This window comes from Candidatus Nitrotoga sp. 1052, from assembly GCF_927312905.1.
GTDB lineage: Bacteria > Pseudomonadota > Gammaproteobacteria > Burkholderiales > Gallionellaceae > Nitrotoga.
Genome location: NZ_CAKMHQ010000027.1, coordinates 42,028 through 62,220, shown reverse-complemented (window position 1 = coordinate 62,220; position 20,193 = coordinate 42,028). Strand labels below are relative to the sequence as shown.

The following is a 20,193-nucleotide window of genomic DNA, read 5'->3' as shown; positions in this document are numbered from 1 at the left end:
AGGTTACCTTCTTAAACTCGGTGCATTATTGTCTTGACGGAGGGGCCCACTGTAAGTAGCAGGAAGTTTCTCAGCATTTTAGGCTGGATAAATTGACGATTAAATTGCCGGCATAAAAGTCAATAATTGGAGCAGCAAGCTGGGGGCGTTTCTGTGATTCGAATGGTGAATCGATTTGTTTGACCTTACACGGCTGATACGCCTGCAACCACTTTCACGCGACAATTTTGCCGCTATCTCCGCTTACTTCAACTGCGCGAACTTGCGCGGCCACTTTATCCAGCACGCCATTAACGAACTTGTGCCCGTCTGTACCGCCAAAAGTTTTGGCAAGTTCTACCGCTTCGTTGATAACCACACGATAGGGAATTTCTGGATGATATATTAATTCATATGCGCCGATCAGCAGCACAGAAAACTCAACCGGACTGAGTTCATCCAGGGTGCGATCAAGATGCTTGGCAACAACCGTCTCAAGTTCGGCATGTTGTGTTAGTACGCCACGCAGCAGCTTACTGAAAAACTCCGCATCGTAGCGGCCCATTCCCTTTTCAGCACGAATCTGCTTTTCGATTTGCTCTTGGTCGTCGCTAGTCAAGCGCCACTGATAGATACCCTGCAAAGCCAGTTCGCGCGAGCGGCGGCGCGAACTTTTGGGAGGTGCTTTCGCCTTGGTGGCTGGTTCGTTCATGCCAATTCCTTCAATAAATTTGCCATCTCAATCGCCACTAGCGCAGCTTCCGTGCCTTTAGTATTCATGCGTTCCTCTGCCTGCTCATCGACATTGGTTGTAAGAATGGCATTGGCAATGGGCAAGCCGCCATGCAGTTGCACTTCGCTCACCCCGCGCGCGGATTCATTCGCCACAATTTCGAAGTGGTAAGTGTCCCCGCGAATTACCGCGCCTAGCGCTATAAGCGCGTCGAACTTTCCGCTTTGCGCCATGCGTTGCAGCACCAATGGGATTTCCAATGCGCCCGGTACGCTTGCTAGCGTGATGTCCGCTTCGCTCACACCTTGCTGGACAAGCTGCGCACGGCAGGCAGCAAGAAGACCTTCGCAAATCACAGGATTGAAGCGGCTTTGTACGATGCCAATGCGCATTCCTGCGCCGTTCAAATTCTTTTCGATTTCTTTCATTATTTATCCTGATAGTCCGCCCAGCTTACCTTTATCAGGAAAGGCTGGAAGTGCTTGTAATGTGATGAGTAATTGGAGATGTCCCTGATTTATTCGTGTTGTGCATAACCAACGACTTCCAGACCGAATCCCGTCAAGCTCGGCAGCTTGCGCGGGGTAGCAAGCAGGCGCATCTTGCCGACATTCAGGTCGCGCAGAATCTGCGCACCAATGCCGTAACTGCGCAAATCCCACTGGGGGATATGGTGCGCCTCAGGCATTACTACTGCACGCGCTAACAAGTCACTCGACGTTTCGTTGCGATGCAATAACACCAACACCCCGGCGGATGAGAGACTAATTTTCAGCATCGCATCATGCACACTGATTGAATTCTTGAAACTTGCCTGCTCCAGAAAATCCAGCACTGACAGCGGTTCATGCACGCGCACCAGCGTCTCAACTTGCGGCTGGATGTCACCCTTGACCAAAGCCAGATGAGTGCGCTGCGTAGTTTTGTCCACATAGCTGATTAGATCAAATGTGCCGTAAGCAGTTTGCACTGAACGTTTTGCCACGCGCTCGACCAGCTTTTCATGCTGGCTGCGATGTTCGATCAGGTCGGCGATAGTGCCGATTTTCAAGCCATGAAGTTGCGCGAATGCTATCAGGTCGGGCAAGCGCGCCATCTCGCCATCATCTTTCAAGATTTCGCAAATAACAGAGGCGGGGGTGAGTCCTGCCAATTGCGCCAGATCACAACCCGCTTCGGTATGACCAGCACGCACCAGTACACCGCCTTTCTGCGCCATCAGCGGGAAAATATGCCCCGGCTGTACGATGTCAGCAGGCTTGGCATTTCTATTCACGGAAACCTGCACGGTTCGCGCGCGATCAGACGCAGAAATCCCCGTCGTTACACCGCTCGCCGCTTCAATTGAAAGCGTGAAATTGGTTCCCAACGGGGATCCATTGTCGCGCACCATTAATGGCAGGTTAAGTTGCTTGCAATGCGCGTCGGTCAATGTAAGACAAATCAGTCCACGTCCATGCTTGGCCATGAAATTTATTTTTTCAGGCGTAACGAATTCGGCGGCAAACAACAGATCGCCTTCGTTCTCACGGTCTTCCTCGTCCACCAGCACTACCATGTGCCCGGCGCGGATTTCGGCAATAATTTCTTGTATCGGTGCAATATCTGTCATGTTCACTAACCCCGTGCCTGCATAATGCGTTCAACGTAACGCGCGATAAGGTCAATTTCCACATTGACCTTATCCCCGGTACGCAATTCGTTCAGTGTGGTCACCTCTAATGTGTACGGAATTAAATTCACACTGAACACATCACATTCAACCTGATTCACTGTCAGGCTCACGCCATTGATTGTGATGGAACCCTTTACCGCGATGTATTTCGCCAATGATTGCGGCACACGCACGCTAAGTTTCCAGCTTTCGTCGAGATCGGTGAATTCCACCACCTCACCCACGCCATCCACATGGCCACTCACCAGATGCCCGCCCAGCCGGTCAGCCAAGCGCAGCGCTTTTTCTAGATTGACACGAGCACCCTGCACTTCCAGCCCGACCGTACAATTCAATGTCTCTCGCGACACATTCACGCTGAAACTATTACCAGCAATTTTTACTACAGTCAGACACACGCCGTTCACTGCGATGCTGTCGCCAAGCTGCACGTCCTCCATACCGAGCGCATGAGTGGCTATGGAGAGATCCAGACCCCCATCACGGTCTTCCGTGCGTTCAATGATGCCGACGTCTGCGATGATGCCACTAAACATACTGCATTCCGATTTCGTCGGGTGCATACAACTTTCCGTGATGTGTGCCCAAATAAATATTCATTTATGACGCACTCGTGTCACGATACGCAAATCCTTACCGACATTACGCACATCCTGCCATTCCAGTTCCACGCACTGGTCCAGCATAGTTAATTCACCCAGTTGCGCCATGCCGCGCGCCATATCACCAAGCAACTGCGGTGCCACATACAGCACCAGCTCATCCACCAGTCCCGCTTGGAGCAGCGCGCCATTCAATATGCTGCCCGCTTCCACCAGCACTTCGTTGCAGCCGCTTGCAGCCAGGTCGCGCAGCATCGCAATTAGATCTACGCGCCCGTAAACATCCGGCAACACAATTACGCGCACACCCAATTTTTCGAGTGAGCCAATTTTCTGGAAATCAGATGTGGCAGTGTAAACCACCACATTACCACCGCACAGGATGCGCGCCGTTAGCGGCAATTGCAGCTGGCTATCCAACACCGCACGCAATGGCTGACGCATGGCTTTTACCTCATGGACTCCCAATTTCGGCTCATGAATGGCCAGTTGTGGTTCACGCACGTTAAGCTGCGGATCATCAGCCAGCACCGTACCGATGCCGGTAAGCACCGCGCATGAGCGCCCGCGCCAGTGTTGCACATCTTGCCGCGCTGCTGCGCCAGTAATCCACTGGCTCATACCATTATTCAATGCCGTGCGTCCATCCAGACTCATGGCGATCTTGCTGCGTAGCCACGGTAAGCCGCGCGTCATACGTGAGAAAAATCCAATGTTCAGTTCACGCGCCGCAACTTCCATCAATCCGCACTCGACCTCGATACCTGCAGCGCGCAACTTTTCCATACCTTGTCCTGCCACCTGCGGATTAGGGTCTTGCATTGCCGCTACCACGCGTGCCACGCCTGCACCAATCAACGCGTCGGCGCAAGGAGGGGTTCTGCCCTGATGGCTGCAAGGTTCGAGTGTCACGTAAACAGTTGCACCGCGTGCCGCTTCTCCGGCTGCGCGCAATGCATGCACTTCCGCATGAGGTTCGCCAGCATATTGGTGCCAACCCTCTCCCACGATCTTGTCATCGCGTACTAACACGCAACCGACTCTCGGATTGGGGCTGGTGGTATACAGACCGCGCTCTGCCAAGTGCAATGCCTTGGCCATCCACAAGCTATCTTGCGTGGACAACATATTTAACTCGCTCGCGGTTTGCACTTTGCAGGCGATTTGCGCACAGCTTCGACCGCCTCGGAAAAATCTCTCACATCCTGGAAACTCTTGTACACCGAAGCGAAACGAATGTAGGCTACCTTGTCCAGCTTCAACAATTCCTTCATCACCATCTCGCCGATTTGCCGGGAGCCGATCTCACGTTCGCCGAGAGCGAACACTCTTTGTGTCACATGATCTATGGCCGCATCCACCAGCTCTGTAGGAACCGGACGCTTGTGCAACGCACGATTAAAACTGGTGCTCAGCTTTTCTGCATCGAACTCAGCGCGCATGCCGTTCTGCTTGACCACCTGCGGCATACGCAGCTCGACCGTCTCATAGGTGGTAAAGCGTTTTTCGCAAGATAGGCAGCGGCGGCGGCGGCGGATGCTGTCGCCCTCTTCGCTTTCGCGTGTATCCACCACTTGGGTGTCGGGGCCTTTGCAAAATGGGCATTTCATAGGGTTGAAGAACGAAAAGCGGGAATTGAAGCGTAACGAAACGAACAAAAAATCATAGTCCCCGGTTTTTCTTAATCTTCTTTCCTTCTTTTTTTATTGTAACCATATACTGGAAATTTCGCGCATAGCTGCTTCACATCTTCAGCCACGCGGTTAATCACCGCATCATCATTTGGTGCATTCAATACATCCGCAATCAGGTGCGCCAGTTTCTCCGCTTCCAATTCTTTAAAGCCGCGCGTGGTCATTGCCGGACTACCGATGCGAATACCGCTGGTAACGAACGGTTTTTGTGGGTCGTTAGGGATGGCGTTTTTATTCACCGTGATGTGCGCACGCCCCAGCGCCGTTTCGGCGTCCTTGCCGGTGATGTGCTTGGCTTGCAGATCCACCAGGAACATGTGGCAGTCGGTGCGTCCGGACACAATGCGCAGGCCGCGTTCCTGTAACACCTTAGCCATCACGCGGGCGTTATCAATCACCTGTTTCTGGCATTCCTTGAATTCCTTGCTCATCGCCTCCTTAAATGCCACGGCCTTGGCGGCGATTACATGCATTAAGGGACCGCCCTGTATACCAGGGAAAATCGCGGAATTAAGCACTTTCTCAAATTCTGCCTTAGCCAGGATAATGCCGCCACGTGGGCCGCGCAACGTCTTATGGGTGGTGCTGGTGACAAAATCAGCGATGCCCACCGGGTTAGGATAATAACCGGCCGCCACCAGTCCGGCGTAGTGAGCCATGTCCACGAACAAATATGCCCCCACGCTGTCGGCGATGGCGCGGAAGCGCTTCCAGTCGATCACCAGCGCATAGGCAGAAGCACCGGCAACGATCATCTTGGGCTTATGTTCCTGAGCCAGCTTTTCCACTGTGTCGTAGTCAATCTCTTCTTTTTCGTTGAGGCCATAAACAATGGCGTGATACAGCTTGCCACTAAGGTTCACAGAAGCGCCATGAGTCAGATGGCCGCCATGCGCCAGCGACATGCCGAGAATAGTGTCGCCCGGCTTGAGCACCGACATGTATACCGCCTGATTGGCTTGCGAGCCGGAATGCGGCTGCACATTGGCATATTCAGCACCGAACAAAGCCTTTACGCGATCAATTGCCAGCTGTTCCGCCACGTCCACGTATTCGCAGCCGCCGTAGTAGCGCTTGCCGGGATACCCTTCGGCATATTTGTTGGTCAGCTTGCTGCCCTGCGCCTCCATCACTGCCGGGCTGGTATAATTTTCTGAGGCGATCAGCTCAATATGATCCTCTTGACGGCGACTTTCATCCTGGATCGCTGCCCATAATTCGGGGTCGGTATGAGCAATAGTGTTTTTGCTAGAGAACATGACGGATTTCCAATAGGTCAGTGAAGGGGGAAAGCGTGCATTTTATCACGTTGGTCGGGAACAAACTTGCTACAGACACATGGGCTTATACTCTATAAAAGCTTACCTCACCACGCCAGACTCGTGCTCAACAGACTCGCGCCGCTACTAGCAAGGATTGGAGTCTGCATTTACACGGCAAAGCTGAGAACGCCGATAACCACGCATTCGCCGCTGGCAACTGCCCCGCCGTCTTGAGCACCAAACCACCGAAGGTATCCCAGTTTAGTGCTTATTTATTAACCTTTACTGCACACTAAGAATTTATTTGCGAGCCTCTGCTTCGTGGCTTGTTTTCTTAAAATGCTTTGAGTCAAATCTCGCTTGAGATTATTTATTATATGAAGACACCCTTATTAAACTACAGCTTTGTAAGGATCAGCATACCCTAATTTTTCTAGCAACTTAGTTTCCAGTGCTTCCATTGTGGCGGCATCCTGCTCATTTTCGTGGTCATACCCTTGCAAATGCAGGGCGGCATGGATGGCAAGGTGAGCGTAGTGAGCTCGCAAGTCCTTGCGTTGCTCGCGCGCTTCCTGTTCCACCACCGGCGCGCAGATCACGATATCGCCATACAGTAAATCGGCATTATCAGGCGACTGGCCGGTATCAGCATACACAAACGTAAGTACGTTAGTAGCGTAATCCTTGCCGCGAAATTGTTTATTCAGCGCACGCCCTTCTATTTCATCTACGATACGTAGCACGATTTGCACATCGCGTTGCAGCGCAGCCTTTATCCAACGGCGAAACTGCTGACGCGTGGGCAGATTCATCCCCCCAACCGCATACTGCACCGACAGGGATAATTTATGCGCAGTCATCGTCTTCAATTTATAGAGTCCATTCGGCTTATCGAGGGCACTTTTCCATGGGCCATGTTTATTCCAGAGACTGAAGTGGCTAAAGGGCACTTCTAAAAATTCAGATTTCGTCACAATACTTTGTTGCTCACAAAAAATGTTTCCTTACATATCAATTATATGCTGCGTCAACATTTTTTATTCGCGCCTAGTCTTGTTTAGAACTCTGAATTTTTAGAGGCGCCCTAAAGTAGCCATACACCGTTTTCCATGACGGAATGTCCTTCGGTAACATCAGCCATTGGTAGCCACTTTTTCCACGTACAATATCGCATCAACAATCGTTTTTTGTGCGCGGCTCGCAGCCTCGCTTATCACTTCGAATAAAGTAGCTTTCTATCATTGCCCATTCATGACTTCAAGTTGCGTTGATACATTTTATGCTGAAAAATAAAACCTTTACTTCTACAAGAAAAATATTGCAAGATAGCTTCTCACAACCTCTCCTTCAGTGTTTTCCAATTCAGAAATAATGGAAGAGGCTAATCCTTGACCCGGTAGTTAACGTGCTGCTAATATACCCAGTCAAATCATTCAACTAAATTTTAGAGGCCATAATATGGACGTACAAGAGCTAATCAAAGAACAGGTGGAGAGCAATCCTGTAGTGTTATATATGAAAGGCACACCAGAAAATCCGCAATGTGGATTTTCTGCAAATGTAGTACAAACTCTCAAGGCATGCGGCGTGACAGGTCTTTTCACCGTTGACGTGCTCGATGATCCGGAAATCCGCCAAGGTATCAAGGACTATTCTAATTGGCCAACCGTTCCTCAACTCTATATCCATGGCAAATTTGTCGGTGGCTCCGACATCGTGAGTGAGATGTATAAAAATGGAGAGTTGAAGAAATTACTCCATTCCTAGAGAAATGTTTTAGGTATTGGATTTGTTTTCTGGGCGGCCGCAAGGTCGCCCTTTTTAATATTTCCTTTTTAATATTTAATTTGGCCCTGCAAGATACTTGCGCGCTTGCGCGATGGCAGTTTCAACCTGCTGAGGTGCAGTGCCGCCAATGTGATTGCGGCTGGCCAACGAACCTTCCAGTGTGAGCACAGAGTAGACGTCATCTGCAATGAGTGACGAGAATTGTTGTAACTCCTCCAGCTTTAGATCGCTCAGATCGCAACTACGCTGCTCGGCAAAGCGCACCGCCAGCGCGACCGCTTCGTGTGCATCCCGGAACGGCAACCCCTTCTTCACTAGGTAATCAGCCAAGTCTGTGGCCGTGGCATAACCTTGCAAAGCAGCCTCGCGCATGGCTGCTGGCTTGACAGTGATGCCACCTACCATGTCGGCGTAGATACGCAAGGTGTTGGTTAGCGTATCTACCGTGTCGAACAGGGGCTCTTTGTCTTCCTGGTTGTCCTTATTATAGGCCAGTGGCTGGCCTTTCATTAGTGTCAACAATGTTACTAGATTACCGTTCACGCGGCCGGTCTTGCCACGTACCAGTTCCGGAACGTCTGGATTTTTTTTCTGCGGCATGATGGACGATCCAGTGCAGAAACGATCAGCAATGTCGATGAAGCCGAAGCATGGATTCATCCACAGGATCAATTCTTCTGACAGGCGCGATAAATGTGTCATGGTGAGCGCTGCGCAAGCGGTAAATTCGATGGCGAAATCGCGATCGGATACTGCGTCTAGAGAGTTTTCACACACTCCGTCGAAACCAAGAAGTTCCGCCACCATCTCGCGCTCAATCGGGTAGCTGGTGCCTGCCAATGCGGCCGCACCAAGTGGCAGGCGGTTGACGCGCTTCCGGCAATCGATGATGCGTTCTGCATCGCGCTTGAGCATCTCGAAATACGCCATCAGGTGATGCGCGAAACTCACCGGCTGCGCTACCTGTAAATGGGTGTAGCCCGGCATTATGGTGTGCGTGTGCTGTATGGCAAGATCAGTTATTGCAGATTGCAAACTGCGAATGAGTTCGTGCAGTTTGTCGATGGCGTGGCGCAAGTACAGGCGCACATCGGTTGCCACTTGGTCGTTGCGCGAGCGCCCGGTGTGCAAACGCTTACCTGCATCGCCCACAAGCGTGGTCAGGCGCTTTTCAATATTGAGATGTACATCCTCCAGATCAAGTGACCAAGCGAATTTGCCGTTGAGAATCTCATGTTCGATTTGTGTCATGCCACGACGGATATCAGTTAAATCCTGCATGGTGATGATGCCGCATGCCTCCAGCATCTGTGCATGAGCTAGCGATGCATGAATATCGAACGATGCCAGTCGTTTATCAAACTCCACCGAAGCTGTATAACGCTTCACCAGTTCCGCTACCGGTTCGGCAAATCGTCCCGACCAGGTTTTTTTGTCTTGCATCGTCATCGTCTCTTGTCCAGAATGTGCGTTATATACAGAGATATATCTGTCATGCCAAATATGCAAAGTATAAATCAAAACACGATGTCCGATGCGTTACCCGATTTTCGTAACTGGGGTGTCATATTGCGTAGCCTGCTGTTAGTCAATGGTATGGCGCTGTTGGTTGCCATTGCACAAGCATCATCTTGGCAGGACATCCTAAAACGCATAATAGACATCTCTACGCTGCTACAGCCGGTGTTGTTATTGAACTTGTTACTGTTGTTCATACTTAATTCCTGGCTAGCACGACTGACCTACAAGCAGGGCGCCACTGTAGTACTGTTATTGGCAGTGACTGTCACTCTGATGATTTACCATTTGGGGGGCAAGCTGTACATTTCCGCTGTAGATTATGGGCATTTCCATTCTTGGCGTAACGCCTTGCTCAGTAGTGTTATTGCGGGCCTTTTGTTAGTCTATTTTCGATTTCGTGCCCATGCTCTTTCCCCTGCCCTGGATGAGGCGCGCTTGCAGGCATTGCAGGCTCGTATCCGCCCACACTTCCTGTTTAACAGCATCAATGCAGTGCTGGGTATTGTTCGTGCCGACCCCAAGCGTGCCGAGACCGCGTTGGAAGACATGGCCGATCTGTTCCGTATGGCGATGGCACACGATGGCGATTTAGTGACAGTGCGACAAGAAGTGGCGCTTGCGCGTCAGTATCTCGCGTTGGAACAATTACGTTTGGGCGGACGTCTCAAGGTAAACTGGTACACCGACAATATGCCGGATGATGCGCTACTGCCACCGCTGATATTGCAGCCATTACTTGAAAATGCCGTCTATCACGGCATTGAGCCGCTGGCCGAGGGCGGGCTTATCGATATCAAACTATATCGCAACGGCAATGAAATGCACCTCGAAATGTATAATCCGCGTCAGGAACAAGGTAGCCACCATGTAGGCAACAAAATAGCATTGAGCAATATACGTGAACGTTTAGCGTTGCAATTCGATGTCGAAGCAAGTTATTCGGTGGAGATCGGCAAGGATTTTTACCATGTGCATATAAAGCTTCCATATGTTAAGGAACCCCTGCATCTCCCTTCTTTCTCGTGAGCGAGTCAGGGTAAAAACTCTTGCGTAGGAAAAGAGGGGTATATTGTCTGGTGTAACTTCAAGGAGAGCTCAATGAACGATGTTGAAAGCCCCCTCACTGTTTTTATAGTGGATGACGAGCCGCCTGCACGCAATCGCCTTAAGGATCTGCTTGCCGATTGCGCCGAACAACTGCCGCTGCAACTGGTGGGCGAAGCAGGCAACGGATACGAGGCGTTGGATAAGTTATCCGAAGTGCAAGTTGATGTGGTGCTGGTAGATATTCGGATGCCAAAAATGGATGGAATCGAGCTGGCGCGTCATCTCAACAAGCTGCCTAAGCCGCCAGCAATCATTTTCACCACAGCTTATGATGTCTACGCCATTCAGGCTTTTGAGTTGCATGCCGTTGACTATCTGCTCAAACCTATTCGACTCGGGCGTTTATCTGATGCCCTCACGCGTGCGCGTTCTGCCGTGCCTTTACGAAGCGAAAAACTGCAGGAACTTAGCCCTGAGCCGCGCAAAAATATTGCAATTCACGAGCGTGGCAAGATCCATCTTATTCCCATCGAACAAGTGCTGTACCTGCGTGCCGAGCTGAAATACGTTACTGTGCGCACAGTGGAACGCGAGTACCTGACTGAAGAATCGCTCGGCGCGCTGGAAAAGGAATTTGCCGCACGTTTCATTCGCATCCATCGCAATTGTTTGGTGGCGAAAGACGAGATTGTCGGCTTTGAAAAAGTTGCCGATGAGAAAGGCGGCGAGTCACACTGGACGGTCAATCTCAAGCAATTGAACGAGATGTTGCCGATTAGTCGAAGGCAGCAGTTTATTGTGAAAGAGTTTGGTTAGGTGGACCACGCTTTATTAAAAATGCCGAACCAACCAAAAAATTAAAGATTGTTGCAACCAGAATGCATGCAGGTATCAGCAAACTGCCTTAATGTATCAAAAATTCTTCCAAAACCTACATGAGAAATAGGTGGCAATAACATTGCCCCCAACTATCCGCTATTCCGCAATCCCGCTGCAATTCCGTTAATTGTCAGGTGTATCGCACGTTTCACTAGGTAGTGGGTATCGCCCGAGCGGTGGCGGTGCAATAACCCCACTTGCAGGTGGTTAAGCGGGTCGATATAGGGAGTACGCGTGGTAAGGCTGCGCGCCAAGGTTGGGTTGCCTTCCAGCAAAGTGGTCGCGCCGGTGATGGCGAACAGCATATCCACAGTCCGTTGCCATTCCGTTTCTATCATGTTGAAGATGGTGTAACGCAAGGTTTCGTCCGGCACCAGTTCGGCATAACGTGAGGCGATGCCCATGTCGGTTTTGGACAGAACCATGTCCATGTTGGAGAGCAGGCCGCGAAAAAATGCCCAGTTTCGATACATGGCTTGTAGTTGCTGCAGACCGGCCTCGCCCTCGCGTTCGATAAATTGTTGTATCGCGCTGCCAAAGCCGTACCAGCCAGGCAACAGTACGCGGTTCAAACTCCAACTGAACACCCAAGGAATAGCGCGCAAGTCTTCGATGCTGTTGGATGCCTTGCGCGAGGAGGGGCGACTGCCGATGTTGAGTTCAGCAATTTCTCGGATCGGTGTGGCAGCGAAAAAATAATCGGTAAAACCGGGAGTCTCATATACCAGCTTGCGGTAGGCGACGAAGGCATCCAGGCTGAGCGCTTCCGCAATGCGGAGGTATTCCGGCATGGTGCTGTCATTATGATCACCATGTTGATGCAGTAGTGTGGCTTCCATAGTGGCGGCGATGAGAATTTCCAGATTGCGCCGCCCGATCTCAGGGTCGGAATATTTGCTGGCGATGACTTCGCCCTGTTCGGTGATGCGAATTTGAGCGTTTACGCTGCCCGGCGGCTGCGCCAGGATGGCCTCGTAGCTTGGGCCGCCACCGCGCCCCACTGTGCCGCCACGGCCATGGAAAAGTCGCAATTCAACGCCATGGTTTTCAAACACCTTAACCAGCTCGAGTTCAGCCTTATATAGTTCCCAATTGGCAGTAAGGTAACCGCCATCTTTGTTGCTGTCGGAATAACCCAGCATTACTTCCTGTGTATCGCCGCGGCTCTTTAACAATTCGCGGTAGAACGGAATAGAGAATAATTCGTTCATGATCACGCCGCAAATGCGCAAATCGGCGATAGTCTCGAATAGCGGAATGATATTGAGGTGCAGTTCATGACAGCTGCCCAGCAAGCCGACCTGCTGCAGCATTAGAGCCACTTCGAGCAGGTCGCTTACCGCATCAGTCTTGGAAATGATGTAGTTAGGCAATGCGACGTGACCGAAGCGGTGGTGAATTTTTGCGGCCACTTGCATCAGACGCAGCTCACTTTGAACAATATCAGAGAACTGTTCCAAATCGCTGACCAATGTCTTGCCTGCCTGCAATGCCTTGATTAGGGCACTGCGACGGCCTGCCTCATCCAGCTTGGGGTAGTCGGTATTACCCGCCTTGGCGAATAATTCACTCACTACCTGTTCATGCACGCCACTGTGCTGGCGCATATCCAGCGGTGCGAGATGGAAGCCAAATACCTCGACGGCGCGGCGCAGGTAAGCCACTCGCCCGCGTGCCAGATACAACGCGCCATGTTGTTCCAGCGAGTGAATAATGATATCAAGATCGGCTATATATTCTTGCGCATTAGCGTAAGGTTTTGCATCCCGGCCAACGGCACGCAGGTGCTTGACGTGGTGTCCGAGTTGTTCTGTCGTAGCTACCAGTCGCGAGTAGATTGCAATAAGCGCGCGGCGATAAGGTTCATCTTCGCGGCTTACCGCTTTGTCCGGCGACTGTGCGGCAAACTCCTCCAATTCCTGGCTGACTTTTACCAGCCGGGTAGACAGACTGAGCCGCGTACCGAGCAGATGGGTTTCCGTCAGATAGTATTCCAGTGCTGTAGCCGAATGCCGCATTGCGGCGTCCAGCATGACTTGGTGCGTGACAAATGGGTTACCATCGCGGTCGCCTCCGATCCAGCTGCCGATGCGCAGAAATGGCGGAACGCGCAGGCGCTTGCCGAAACGTACTTCTATCTGCTTTTCCAAACTGGCATAAATCTTGGGGATTTCACTGAAAAAGGTATAGCGATAATAGGCTAGCCCATTTTTTACTTCATCCGGCACTGTTAATTTTGATGTGCGCAACATGCGCGTGTGCCACAGTATCAGCACGAATCGACGTAGTGCTTCCTCATTGTCGGCAAGCTCGTCCGGCGTCATGTCGATCCGATCGCGGTCTGATAGCAGACTAGCGATGATAAGTTGGCAGTCGAGGATGCTCTTTCGTTGCACCTCGGTAGGGTGTGCGGTGAGCACCGGCGAGATCAGCGCCTTGTTGAGGAAAGCCTGCATGGTTTCGGCAGAAATATGCTTTCCCTGTATACGATCGAGAGCAAGTTGCACGCTTCCCTCTTGTGGCGGTGAACCGGCATTGAGATGCGCGCGGCGACGACGGTTATGGTGCAGGTCTTCAGCAATGTTGGATAATTGCGAGAAATAACTAAAGGCACGAACTACGGACAAGGTGTCGCGTGGTGACAATGCATCCAAGATTTGTTCCAGTTGATCGCGATCGCGCTCGTCCTGAGTCTTGCGGAAATGTACTGCACAGCGCCGCACGTTCTCTACCAAATCGAAGGTTTTTTCGCCTTCCTGTTCGCGTAATGTGTCACCAAGGATACGTCCGAGCAGGCGAATGTCTTCTCGTAATGGCATGTCTTTAAAGGATATATCGGCAGGCGTGGCGAGCAAGTTCATGGTATTTATCTTCTAAAACAGGTGTCTTCTACAGCATACGGTATAACGCGCGCGCAATAGGCTCATGTTAGAATGCGGCGCAATCGGATTTACAACTAAAGATTCAGGAAAACCAATGAATCAGGTATCTCAGGCGCAAGCCGCCCCCGCAAAACTGGTCATCGTATCGCGTGAAAGCGCGTTGGCAATGTGGCAGGCAGAATTTATCCGTGCTCGGCTACGTGCATTATACCAACAAACCGAAATCAGCATATTGGGCATGACCACGCAAGGCGATCAAATTCTTGATGTAACGCTGTCTAAAATCGGTGGCAAGGGTTTATTCGTGAAAGAACTTGAGACTGCGTTGGAAGATGGACGCGCTGATATTGCGGTGCACTCGCTGAAGGATATGCCAATGCATTTGCCACATGGATTTATGTTGGCCTGCATTGACAAACGTGAAGATGCGCGCGATGCCTTTGTTTCTAACCTCCATGCCAATCTCGAATCACTACCGCCTGGCAGTGTGGTAGGCACTTCGAGCTTACGCCGTGAAAGTCAGTTGCGTGCACGTTTTCCCCATCTGAAAATTGAGTCATTGCGAGGTAATGTGCAGACCCGTTTGCGCAAGCTTGACGAAGGCAAATACGCCGCCGTCATTCTCGCCGCTGCGGGTTTGAAGCGTTTGGGCTTAGGCGATCGTATCCGCGATTTAATTTCTCCTGAGAACAGCCTGCCGGCAGTGGGGCAGGGTGCGCTTGGCATTGAATGTCTTATTTCCCGCCCTGACCTGGAAGTGCTGTTGCGTCCACTGCACCATGCGGACACTGCTATTTGCGTGCGGGCGGAACGCGCCTTGAGCCGTGCGCTGGCGGGCAGCTGCCAGGTACCGCTAGGCGGTTTTGCAGAAATAGTGGGCAATGAACTGCGCTTGCGAGGCTTTGTCGGCAGCCCAGATGGTAGTCGCATGGCGCATGCCGAACTATGTGGTACAACTGCCGACCCTGAAGCATTGGGTAATGCCGTGGCGCAAGCATTACGCGCTCAGGGCGCGGATGAGATTCTTGCGGCTCTATGAAATTCGATATAACAAGTCACTACAGAGGCACACAGATACAAAGAGTAAAATTTATTTTTGGCAGGTATATATTTTTTCCAACAAGAGGGATGACTTTGTTTTTTTCCCCTGGGTTTTTAACTCTGTACCGCTGTCACTCAGTAATATAACAAAATTTATTTTGACATGATGCAACAGCAGCCACTAGCCGGATTGAACATCGTGGTGACCCGCCCGCGCGAGCAGGCGACGAATTTGGCACAACGCATAGTACAGGCTGGTGGGCGAGCAATCCTTTTTCCCCTGTTGGAAGTCAGCCCGGTGCTTGACTCGGAGTCTTTGCGCGCGCTTATCGCCCGTCTGCACGAATTCAATCTTGCTATTTTTATTAGTCCCAATGCCGTGCGTTATGGCATGGAAGCTATTATTACCGCAAGCAAATCTCTCTCCCCCAGTCAGCTCAGCTCTGTTAACTTTGTTCCGCTAGCAAATGAAACAGATGCGGGCAGTAAAGCGGGAGAGGGTAACGTTAGTGTTTCAACCGAACAATATAATGCGTTGCCCGCGTCCTTAAAAATTGCAACGGTAGGGCAAGGCAGTGTTCGCGCACTGCGTGATTACGGTGTAAAAAATGTCATCGCGCCGCAGGATCGTTTCGATAGCGAAGCCTTGCTGGCGCTGCCGGAATTGAAACAGATCGCAGGCTGGCGCGTGGTTATTTTTCGCGGCAATGGCGGACGTGAGTTATTGGGCGATACCCTTAAAGCGCGTGGCGTCAAGGTCGAGTACGTCACATGCTACCAACGTGCCAGGCCGCATCAAGATGCCACCCTGTTGCTTGCTGCCAATCCAGATGCCATTACAGTGACCAGTAGCGAGGCCTTGGGTTATTTGTGGGACATGCTGGATAACGTGGCGAAAAAAAGACTTGCCGCTGTGCCATTATTCGTACCGCATGCACGCATTGCCGAAACCGCGCATAAACTGGGTTGGAGCGAGGTTGTGCTGACTGATGAAGGGGATGACGGTTTGATATCAGGTTTGATAGCATGGGCAAAGAAAAATGCTTCAAACAGAATTGGAAATAAGCTATGACCAAGCAAGCGCCGCCCCCCGAACCGATCAATTCTGCTGTGCCGGAGGCTGTGATAGCGCCTGCCGTTTCGGCGCATAATCGTGTGGAAAATATCATTTCGCGCATGAGTGTTATGCAGATGGTGTTGGCTGTAGTGCTGGTAGTGTTCCTATGGCAGTGGTTTGACACTCACCTCCAGATTAATAATATGCAACAGGATTTGGCGCGCCGCTTGGCCGAAATGGACGGCAACAACAAGGCCAGCCAAGTATTGATGATGCAAGTGCAGGAGTCCATGCGTGAACTGTCTGTCAAAGTGAGCGTGCTGGAAGCACATTCTGCCGAAGCACAAAATCAGCGGGCTGCGCTGGAGTCGCTGTATCAAGATCTGTCCGGCAGCCGCGATGAGACGGTGCTGGCTGAAGTGGAGCAGTTGCTGCTGATCGCTGGACAGCAATTGCAACTTTCTGCCAATGTGAAGGCAGCGTTAATCGCCATGCAACAGGCCGATGATCGCCTTAAGCGCATGGATCGTGCCGCCTTAAATGGATTGCGGAAGGCTATCAATCGCGACATTGACAAGTTGCGTACATTGCCAGATGTAGATGTACAGGATATCAAGTTCCGCCTCGATAATCTCATCGCTGAAGTGGACACCTTGCCCCTAATACAGGACATTGCTCATGTGCCGCAGGAAAAAAATGTCGCCATAACCGCGCCAGTGCGTGATGAGGGCGCATGGCGGCATTTAATGCGCGAAGTCTGGGAAGACATGAAGCGCTTGGTGCGCATCGAAAATATGCAAAAGCGTGAGTTGCCGCTACTACCGCCTACGCAAACTTTCTTTTTACGTGAAAATTTGAAGTTGCGCCTGTTGTCAGCACGTCTTGGCTTGTTGTCGCGCGACGAAAAGAGCTTTAAACATGATCTGCAATTGGTACAGGAATGGATAGTACGTTATTTTGATGTCAAATCCACCAGTGGTGCGCTAGCTGTAACCACTTTGCAGAAGCTGCGGAAGTCCAACATAAACATTGAATTGCCGGATGTCAGTGCGAGCCTGGAAGCAGCGCGTAACTATCGTTCTTCGCTCGGCAAGGGGTCACGATGAAATTCCTGGTGTGGCTGCTGGGATTATTCTCGCTGGCCGTGGCGCTGAAGTTGGCAGCACACAATCCCGGCTACTTGTTGCTAGTGTATCCGCCCTATCGTATTGAGATATCGCTCACCCTGTTTTTGCTGATGCTGTTAGCCCTGTTCGTGCTGGGATATTTCGCCGTGCGCTTGGCACTGTCCGCCATCCGCCTCCCCGCTTATGTGCGCCAGTTCCGCATTGAACGTGCTCACAGCAAAGGACGCTCAGCCATGATGGAAGCGCTTGACGCGTTCTTCGAAGGGCGCTATGCGGTGGCGGAAAAGGCTGCGGTACGCGCGATGGAGTTAGGCGAAAGTTCCGGCCTCAACCCTGTCATTGCAGCACGTGCAGCGCATGAGCTGCGTGAATTCGACAGGCGCGATGCTTACCTGGCTACAGCCGATAATAAGTCGGCAGGTGTATCCACCATGCGCTTGATGGCGCAAGCCAAATTTAATCTCGATCAACACCAACCCCAGGCCGCGCTTCAATCGCTGAAAGAATTGCGCGAGAGCGGAGTAAAAGGACATATCGGCGCGCTTCATCTTGAGCTTAGGGCACAGCAACAGGCGCGAAATTGGGATGCGGTGCTGGATATTGTAGATCAGTTGAAAAAGCGCAGTGCAATGGATGACGCCGCTGCTGCGCAGATACGCCAGCAGGCCTGGCTGGAAAAAATCCGCGCGCACACGCTGGACGCTCAAGCGTTGCTGGCCATTTGGAAAAGCACCCCTGGCGAATTCAGAAAGCGCCCCAAAGTTGTAGCGGCGGCTGCGCGTGCCTTCATCCATCAGGGAGATTGTCGTAACGCAAAGCAGATTATAACTGACAGGCTAAACGTGGAATGGGATAGCGACTTGGTAATGCTATATGGGGAATGCCTGACGGGAGAAGCAGGGAGTCATATTGAACAGGCAGAGCGTTGGCTCAAGCAGCATCCTGACGATGCTGGATTGCTACTGGTGCTGGGGAAGTTGTGCTTACACCAAGGGTTGTGGAGCAAAGCTCAAAACTATCTGGATGCAAGCAACAGCATTGCACCCAGCAGCGCTGCGTATACCGCTCTTGGCCATTTGTCTGAGAAATTGCAGCAACCGAACGAGGCATTTAAGTATTTTCAAAAAGCCATGGCGTTGGCGCAGGGCTAATATGCAAGCGTGGCCAGGATAAAGCGGTGCATGCTTGCACCCCTATTATCAGAAAGCTTCTAACGTTGTGAATCGAATCTAAGAATTAAATCTGCCGAGTCAAGAGCACCTCTGGATGTCTTTGATGAATGTCTGCATGTTTCCAATTTTTATTGCCTTCATATTCTAGCCCGAACATTTCATAAACCGCTCATAAATGGTTAACCCTGCCATTGCCGCACCCTGCCAACATCTACATGGACAAAATCAGAGCCCGGATAATAGCCCACGCCGCCGCCGTGCAGCATAAATGCCGCACGGCGCACTTGGATAAGATCATGCCCGGGGACACGAATATCAGTCGCCTTACCGTCCAAATGCATACTGTGCTTGGCCACACCGCCGCTGCTCGCTGCGAGCTTGGCATTGGTGGCGGGCGAGCGATATCCGGAAATAATATGGAAAGGTTGGCGAGCCTCGATCATGCTGTTGATGCCATACAGCAAATCAAGCAGCACAGGGGACATGTTTTTTATTTCATTATTTCGGTGATCACGCAGCACATGATTGATATCAGCCAAGGCTTGGGGGATATAGTCACCCTCTGCCCAATAGACGGTTTTTATGCTTTCCCCTGTATGCGTGTTATAAAAGGCTAATGATCGTTCTCTGGCAGCAATATCACGCAGTGCGGCATGCGCCGGGAAGGGAGACAGTCCAGCTGCGGCGACCAGCATCCCTAATTTTAAAAATTGACGACGGCTATTGTCTTTTATTGTGAGTTTCATTGGATATCTCCATTTGGAATGGGGACTGGCAATCCCACTTCACGAGCCAGCCCTTCCTTTAGTTGAATGACTTCTTTCACTTTGTCCCAGTCTACCATGTCACCAATTCCTTGGGTCTTAGCTGAGTTCTCTACAATGGTTATCGGATCAATATTCTTTTTATAAACGTCCCGATTCACTTCAAGAAAAACGCGGCCATCCTTAAGACGCACCAGCAATACAGGGACATAAATGAGCTTGCCGGTCAGATTTTTGCGTACCTGCTGAAAAAGTGCGGCAATGTCATCCGGATGCAAACGGATGCAGCCATGACTCAGGAAATGATAGATACTCGCCGGTGCGATGGTGCCGTGAATACCGATTCCCGGAAGGCTAAGGCCAATCCAGTGCTTGCCCAATGGATTCTCCGGCCCTGGCGGCACCTGGGTCAGTACAATCTTCCCTTCTCGCCGCATTTCTTCCTGGATTGACTTGGGCAAATACCACGTCTTGTTTTCCTGGATATTAATGACACTGAAGCTGCCCATTGGTGTTGGCCAGTTCGGGCGTCCCAGGCCCACTGGATAGTAAACCATCAGCTTGCCTGCTTGAAAATAATACAGCATCCGCTGCGGCAGGTTGATCAGTATGCCATCCGTCAACCGTTCCGGAATGATATGACGGTTATCAATCTGCAACAGCTGATCCTGTTGTAACATTGCGCCTTTTTTTATTCCATTCATCCGTGCAAGAACGGACAGCTCTATACCAAAACGGGCGCTGATGCTGGTCAGGGAATCGCCTCGTTGCACAGCATATTCAAACTGCTCGCCCACCAACGCAGCAGGAAACTCCATCGTATCCTGTGTCCCCTCAATGGGAGCTGAAACCGAGGCTGTGGGAGCAGGTGCCGGAGCTGGGTCTTCATTCTTGCAGTAAGCGCACCGTGCCAAGACAAACAAAAGAATCCCCAAGAACACAAATACGATTTTTTTGTGCATCAAGGATA

Annotated in this window: 19 protein-coding genes; 7 read left to right on the top strand and 12 right to left on the bottom strand. The window is 51.2% G+C overall.

Annotated features, from left to right (window positions below; translation table 11 throughout):
* Positions 1–214 precede the first annotated feature (214 nt).
* The 8 genes from nusB to ybeY form a co-directional block, all read right to left on the bottom strand.
* Complete coding sequence (gene nusB, locus MJ768_RS05965) at positions 215–691, bottom strand: transcription antitermination factor NusB (RefSeq protein ID WP_239288909.1); 477 nt, start codon at positions 689–691, stop codon at positions 215–217.
* The gene (ribH, locus tag MJ768_RS05960) at positions 688–1,140 is read right to left on the bottom strand and encodes a 6,7-dimethyl-8-ribityllumazine synthase (protein ID WP_239288907.1); all 453 of its coding nucleotides are present in this window, start codon (positions 1,138–1,140) and stop codon (positions 688–690) included. Before ribH ends, nusB begins: the two co-directional genes overlap by 4 nt.
* Positions 1,141–1,229: 89 nt before the next feature.
* Positions 1,230–2,324 carry a bifunctional 3,4-dihydroxy-2-butanone-4-phosphate synthase/GTP cyclohydrolase II gene (gene ribBA, locus MJ768_RS05955; protein WP_239288905.1) on the bottom strand — a complete coding sequence of 365 codons (1,095 nt, stop codon included), beginning with the start codon at positions 2,322–2,324 and terminating at the stop codon, positions 1,230–1,232.
* A 5-nt stretch (positions 2,325–2,329) separates the two neighbouring features.
* Positions 2,330–2,923: a riboflavin synthase gene (locus tag MJ768_RS05950; protein WP_239288914.1), complete on the bottom strand. Its 594-nt coding sequence runs from the start codon at positions 2,921–2,923 to the stop codon at positions 2,330–2,332.
* 60 nt (positions 2,924–2,983) lie between these two features.
* Positions 2,984–4,117: a bifunctional diaminohydroxyphosphoribosylaminopyrimidine deaminase/5-amino-6-(5-phosphoribosylamino)uracil reductase RibD gene (gene ribD, locus MJ768_RS05945; protein ID WP_239288901.1), complete on the bottom strand. Its 1,134-nt coding sequence runs from the start codon at positions 4,115–4,117 to the stop codon at positions 2,984–2,986.
* A gap of 2 nt (positions 4,118–4,119) precedes the next feature.
* Positions 4,120–4,599, bottom strand: coding sequence for a transcriptional regulator NrdR (nrdR, locus tag MJ768_RS05940; protein ID WP_239288899.1), 480 nt, complete (start codon positions 4,597–4,599; stop codon positions 4,120–4,122).
* Positions 4,600–4,670: 71 nt separating this feature from the next.
* Positions 4,671–5,942 carry a serine hydroxymethyltransferase gene (glyA, locus tag MJ768_RS05935; protein WP_239288897.1) on the bottom strand — a complete coding sequence of 424 codons (1,272 nt, stop codon included), beginning with the start codon at positions 5,940–5,942 and terminating at the stop codon, positions 4,671–4,673.
* Positions 5,943–6,337: 395 nt separating this feature from the next.
* Complete coding sequence (ybeY, locus tag MJ768_RS05930; protein WP_239288895.1) at positions 6,338–6,805, bottom strand: rRNA maturation RNase YbeY; 468 nt, start codon at positions 6,803–6,805, stop codon at positions 6,338–6,340.
* Between the two features lie 598 nt (positions 6,806–7,403).
* Between ybeY and grxD the strand changes: the two genes are divergently transcribed.
* Positions 7,404–7,712, top strand: coding sequence for a Grx4 family monothiol glutaredoxin (gene grxD, locus MJ768_RS05925; RefSeq protein WP_239288891.1), 309 nt, complete (start codon positions 7,404–7,406; stop codon positions 7,710–7,712).
* Positions 7,713–7,787: 75 nt separating this feature from the next.
* Here grxD and argH read toward each other — a convergent pair whose 3' ends face one another.
* The gene (argH, locus tag MJ768_RS05920) at positions 7,788–9,182 is read right to left on the bottom strand and encodes an argininosuccinate lyase (protein WP_239288889.1); all 1,395 of its coding nucleotides are present in this window, start codon (positions 9,180–9,182) and stop codon (positions 7,788–7,790) included.
* Positions 9,183–9,227: 45 nt separating this feature from the next.
* Between argH and MJ768_RS05915 the strand changes: the two genes are divergently transcribed.
* Complete coding sequence (locus tag MJ768_RS05915) at positions 9,228–10,280, top strand: sensor histidine kinase (RefSeq protein ID WP_239288887.1); 1,053 nt, start codon at positions 9,228–9,230, stop codon at positions 10,278–10,280.
* Between the two features lie 72 nt (positions 10,281–10,352).
* On the top strand, positions 10,353–11,117 hold the full coding sequence (locus MJ768_RS05910) for a LytR/AlgR family response regulator transcription factor (RefSeq protein ID WP_239288885.1): 765 nt from the start codon (positions 10,353–10,355) through the stop codon (positions 11,115–11,117).
* Positions 11,118–11,269: 152 nt separating this feature from the next.
* Here the strand turns inward: MJ768_RS05910 and ppc are convergent, their stop codons facing one another.
* Positions 11,270–14,041 (bottom strand): phosphoenolpyruvate carboxylase, encoded by a 2,772-nt coding sequence (ppc, locus tag MJ768_RS05905; RefSeq protein WP_239288874.1) that lies wholly within the window; start codon positions 14,039–14,041, stop codon positions 11,270–11,272.
* A gap of 115 nt (positions 14,042–14,156) precedes the next feature.
* Here ppc and hemC point away from each other — a divergent pair, with 115 nt between their 5' ends.
* From hemC to MJ768_RS05885, 4 genes are all read left to right on the top strand, one after another.
* Positions 14,157–15,101 (top strand): hydroxymethylbilane synthase, encoded by a 945-nt coding sequence (gene hemC / locus MJ768_RS05900; protein WP_239288872.1) that lies wholly within the window; start codon positions 14,157–14,159, stop codon positions 15,099–15,101.
* 165 nt (positions 15,102–15,266) lie between these two features.
* Positions 15,267–16,175 carry a uroporphyrinogen-III synthase gene (locus MJ768_RS05895; RefSeq protein WP_239288862.1) on the top strand — a complete coding sequence of 303 codons (909 nt, stop codon included), beginning with the start codon at positions 15,267–15,269 and terminating at the stop codon, positions 16,173–16,175.
* On the top strand, positions 16,172–17,266 hold the full coding sequence (locus MJ768_RS05890; RefSeq protein ID WP_239288860.1) for a uroporphyrinogen-III C-methyltransferase: 1,095 nt from the start codon (positions 16,172–16,174) through the stop codon (positions 17,264–17,266). The genes MJ768_RS05895 and MJ768_RS05890 overlap by 4 nt, the downstream gene beginning before the upstream one ends.
* Positions 17,263–18,438, top strand: a complete 1,176-nt coding sequence (locus tag MJ768_RS05885) for a heme biosynthesis HemY N-terminal domain-containing protein (protein ID WP_239288857.1) — start codon at positions 17,263–17,265, stop codon at positions 18,436–18,438. Before MJ768_RS05890 ends, MJ768_RS05885 begins: the two co-directional genes overlap by 4 nt.
* Before the next feature lie 200 nt (positions 18,439–18,638).
* Here the strand turns inward: MJ768_RS05885 and MJ768_RS05880 are convergent, their stop codons facing one another.
* Positions 18,639–19,205, bottom strand: coding sequence for a DUF882 domain-containing protein (locus MJ768_RS05880; RefSeq protein WP_239288856.1), 567 nt, complete (start codon positions 19,203–19,205; stop codon positions 18,639–18,641).
* Entirely contained in the window at positions 19,202–20,185 is a 984-nt protein-coding gene (locus tag MJ768_RS05875; protein ID WP_239288855.1) for a L,D-transpeptidase family protein, read from the bottom strand. The genes MJ768_RS05880 and MJ768_RS05875 overlap by 4 nt, the downstream gene beginning before the upstream one ends.
* Positions 20,186–20,193 lie beyond the last annotated feature (8 nt).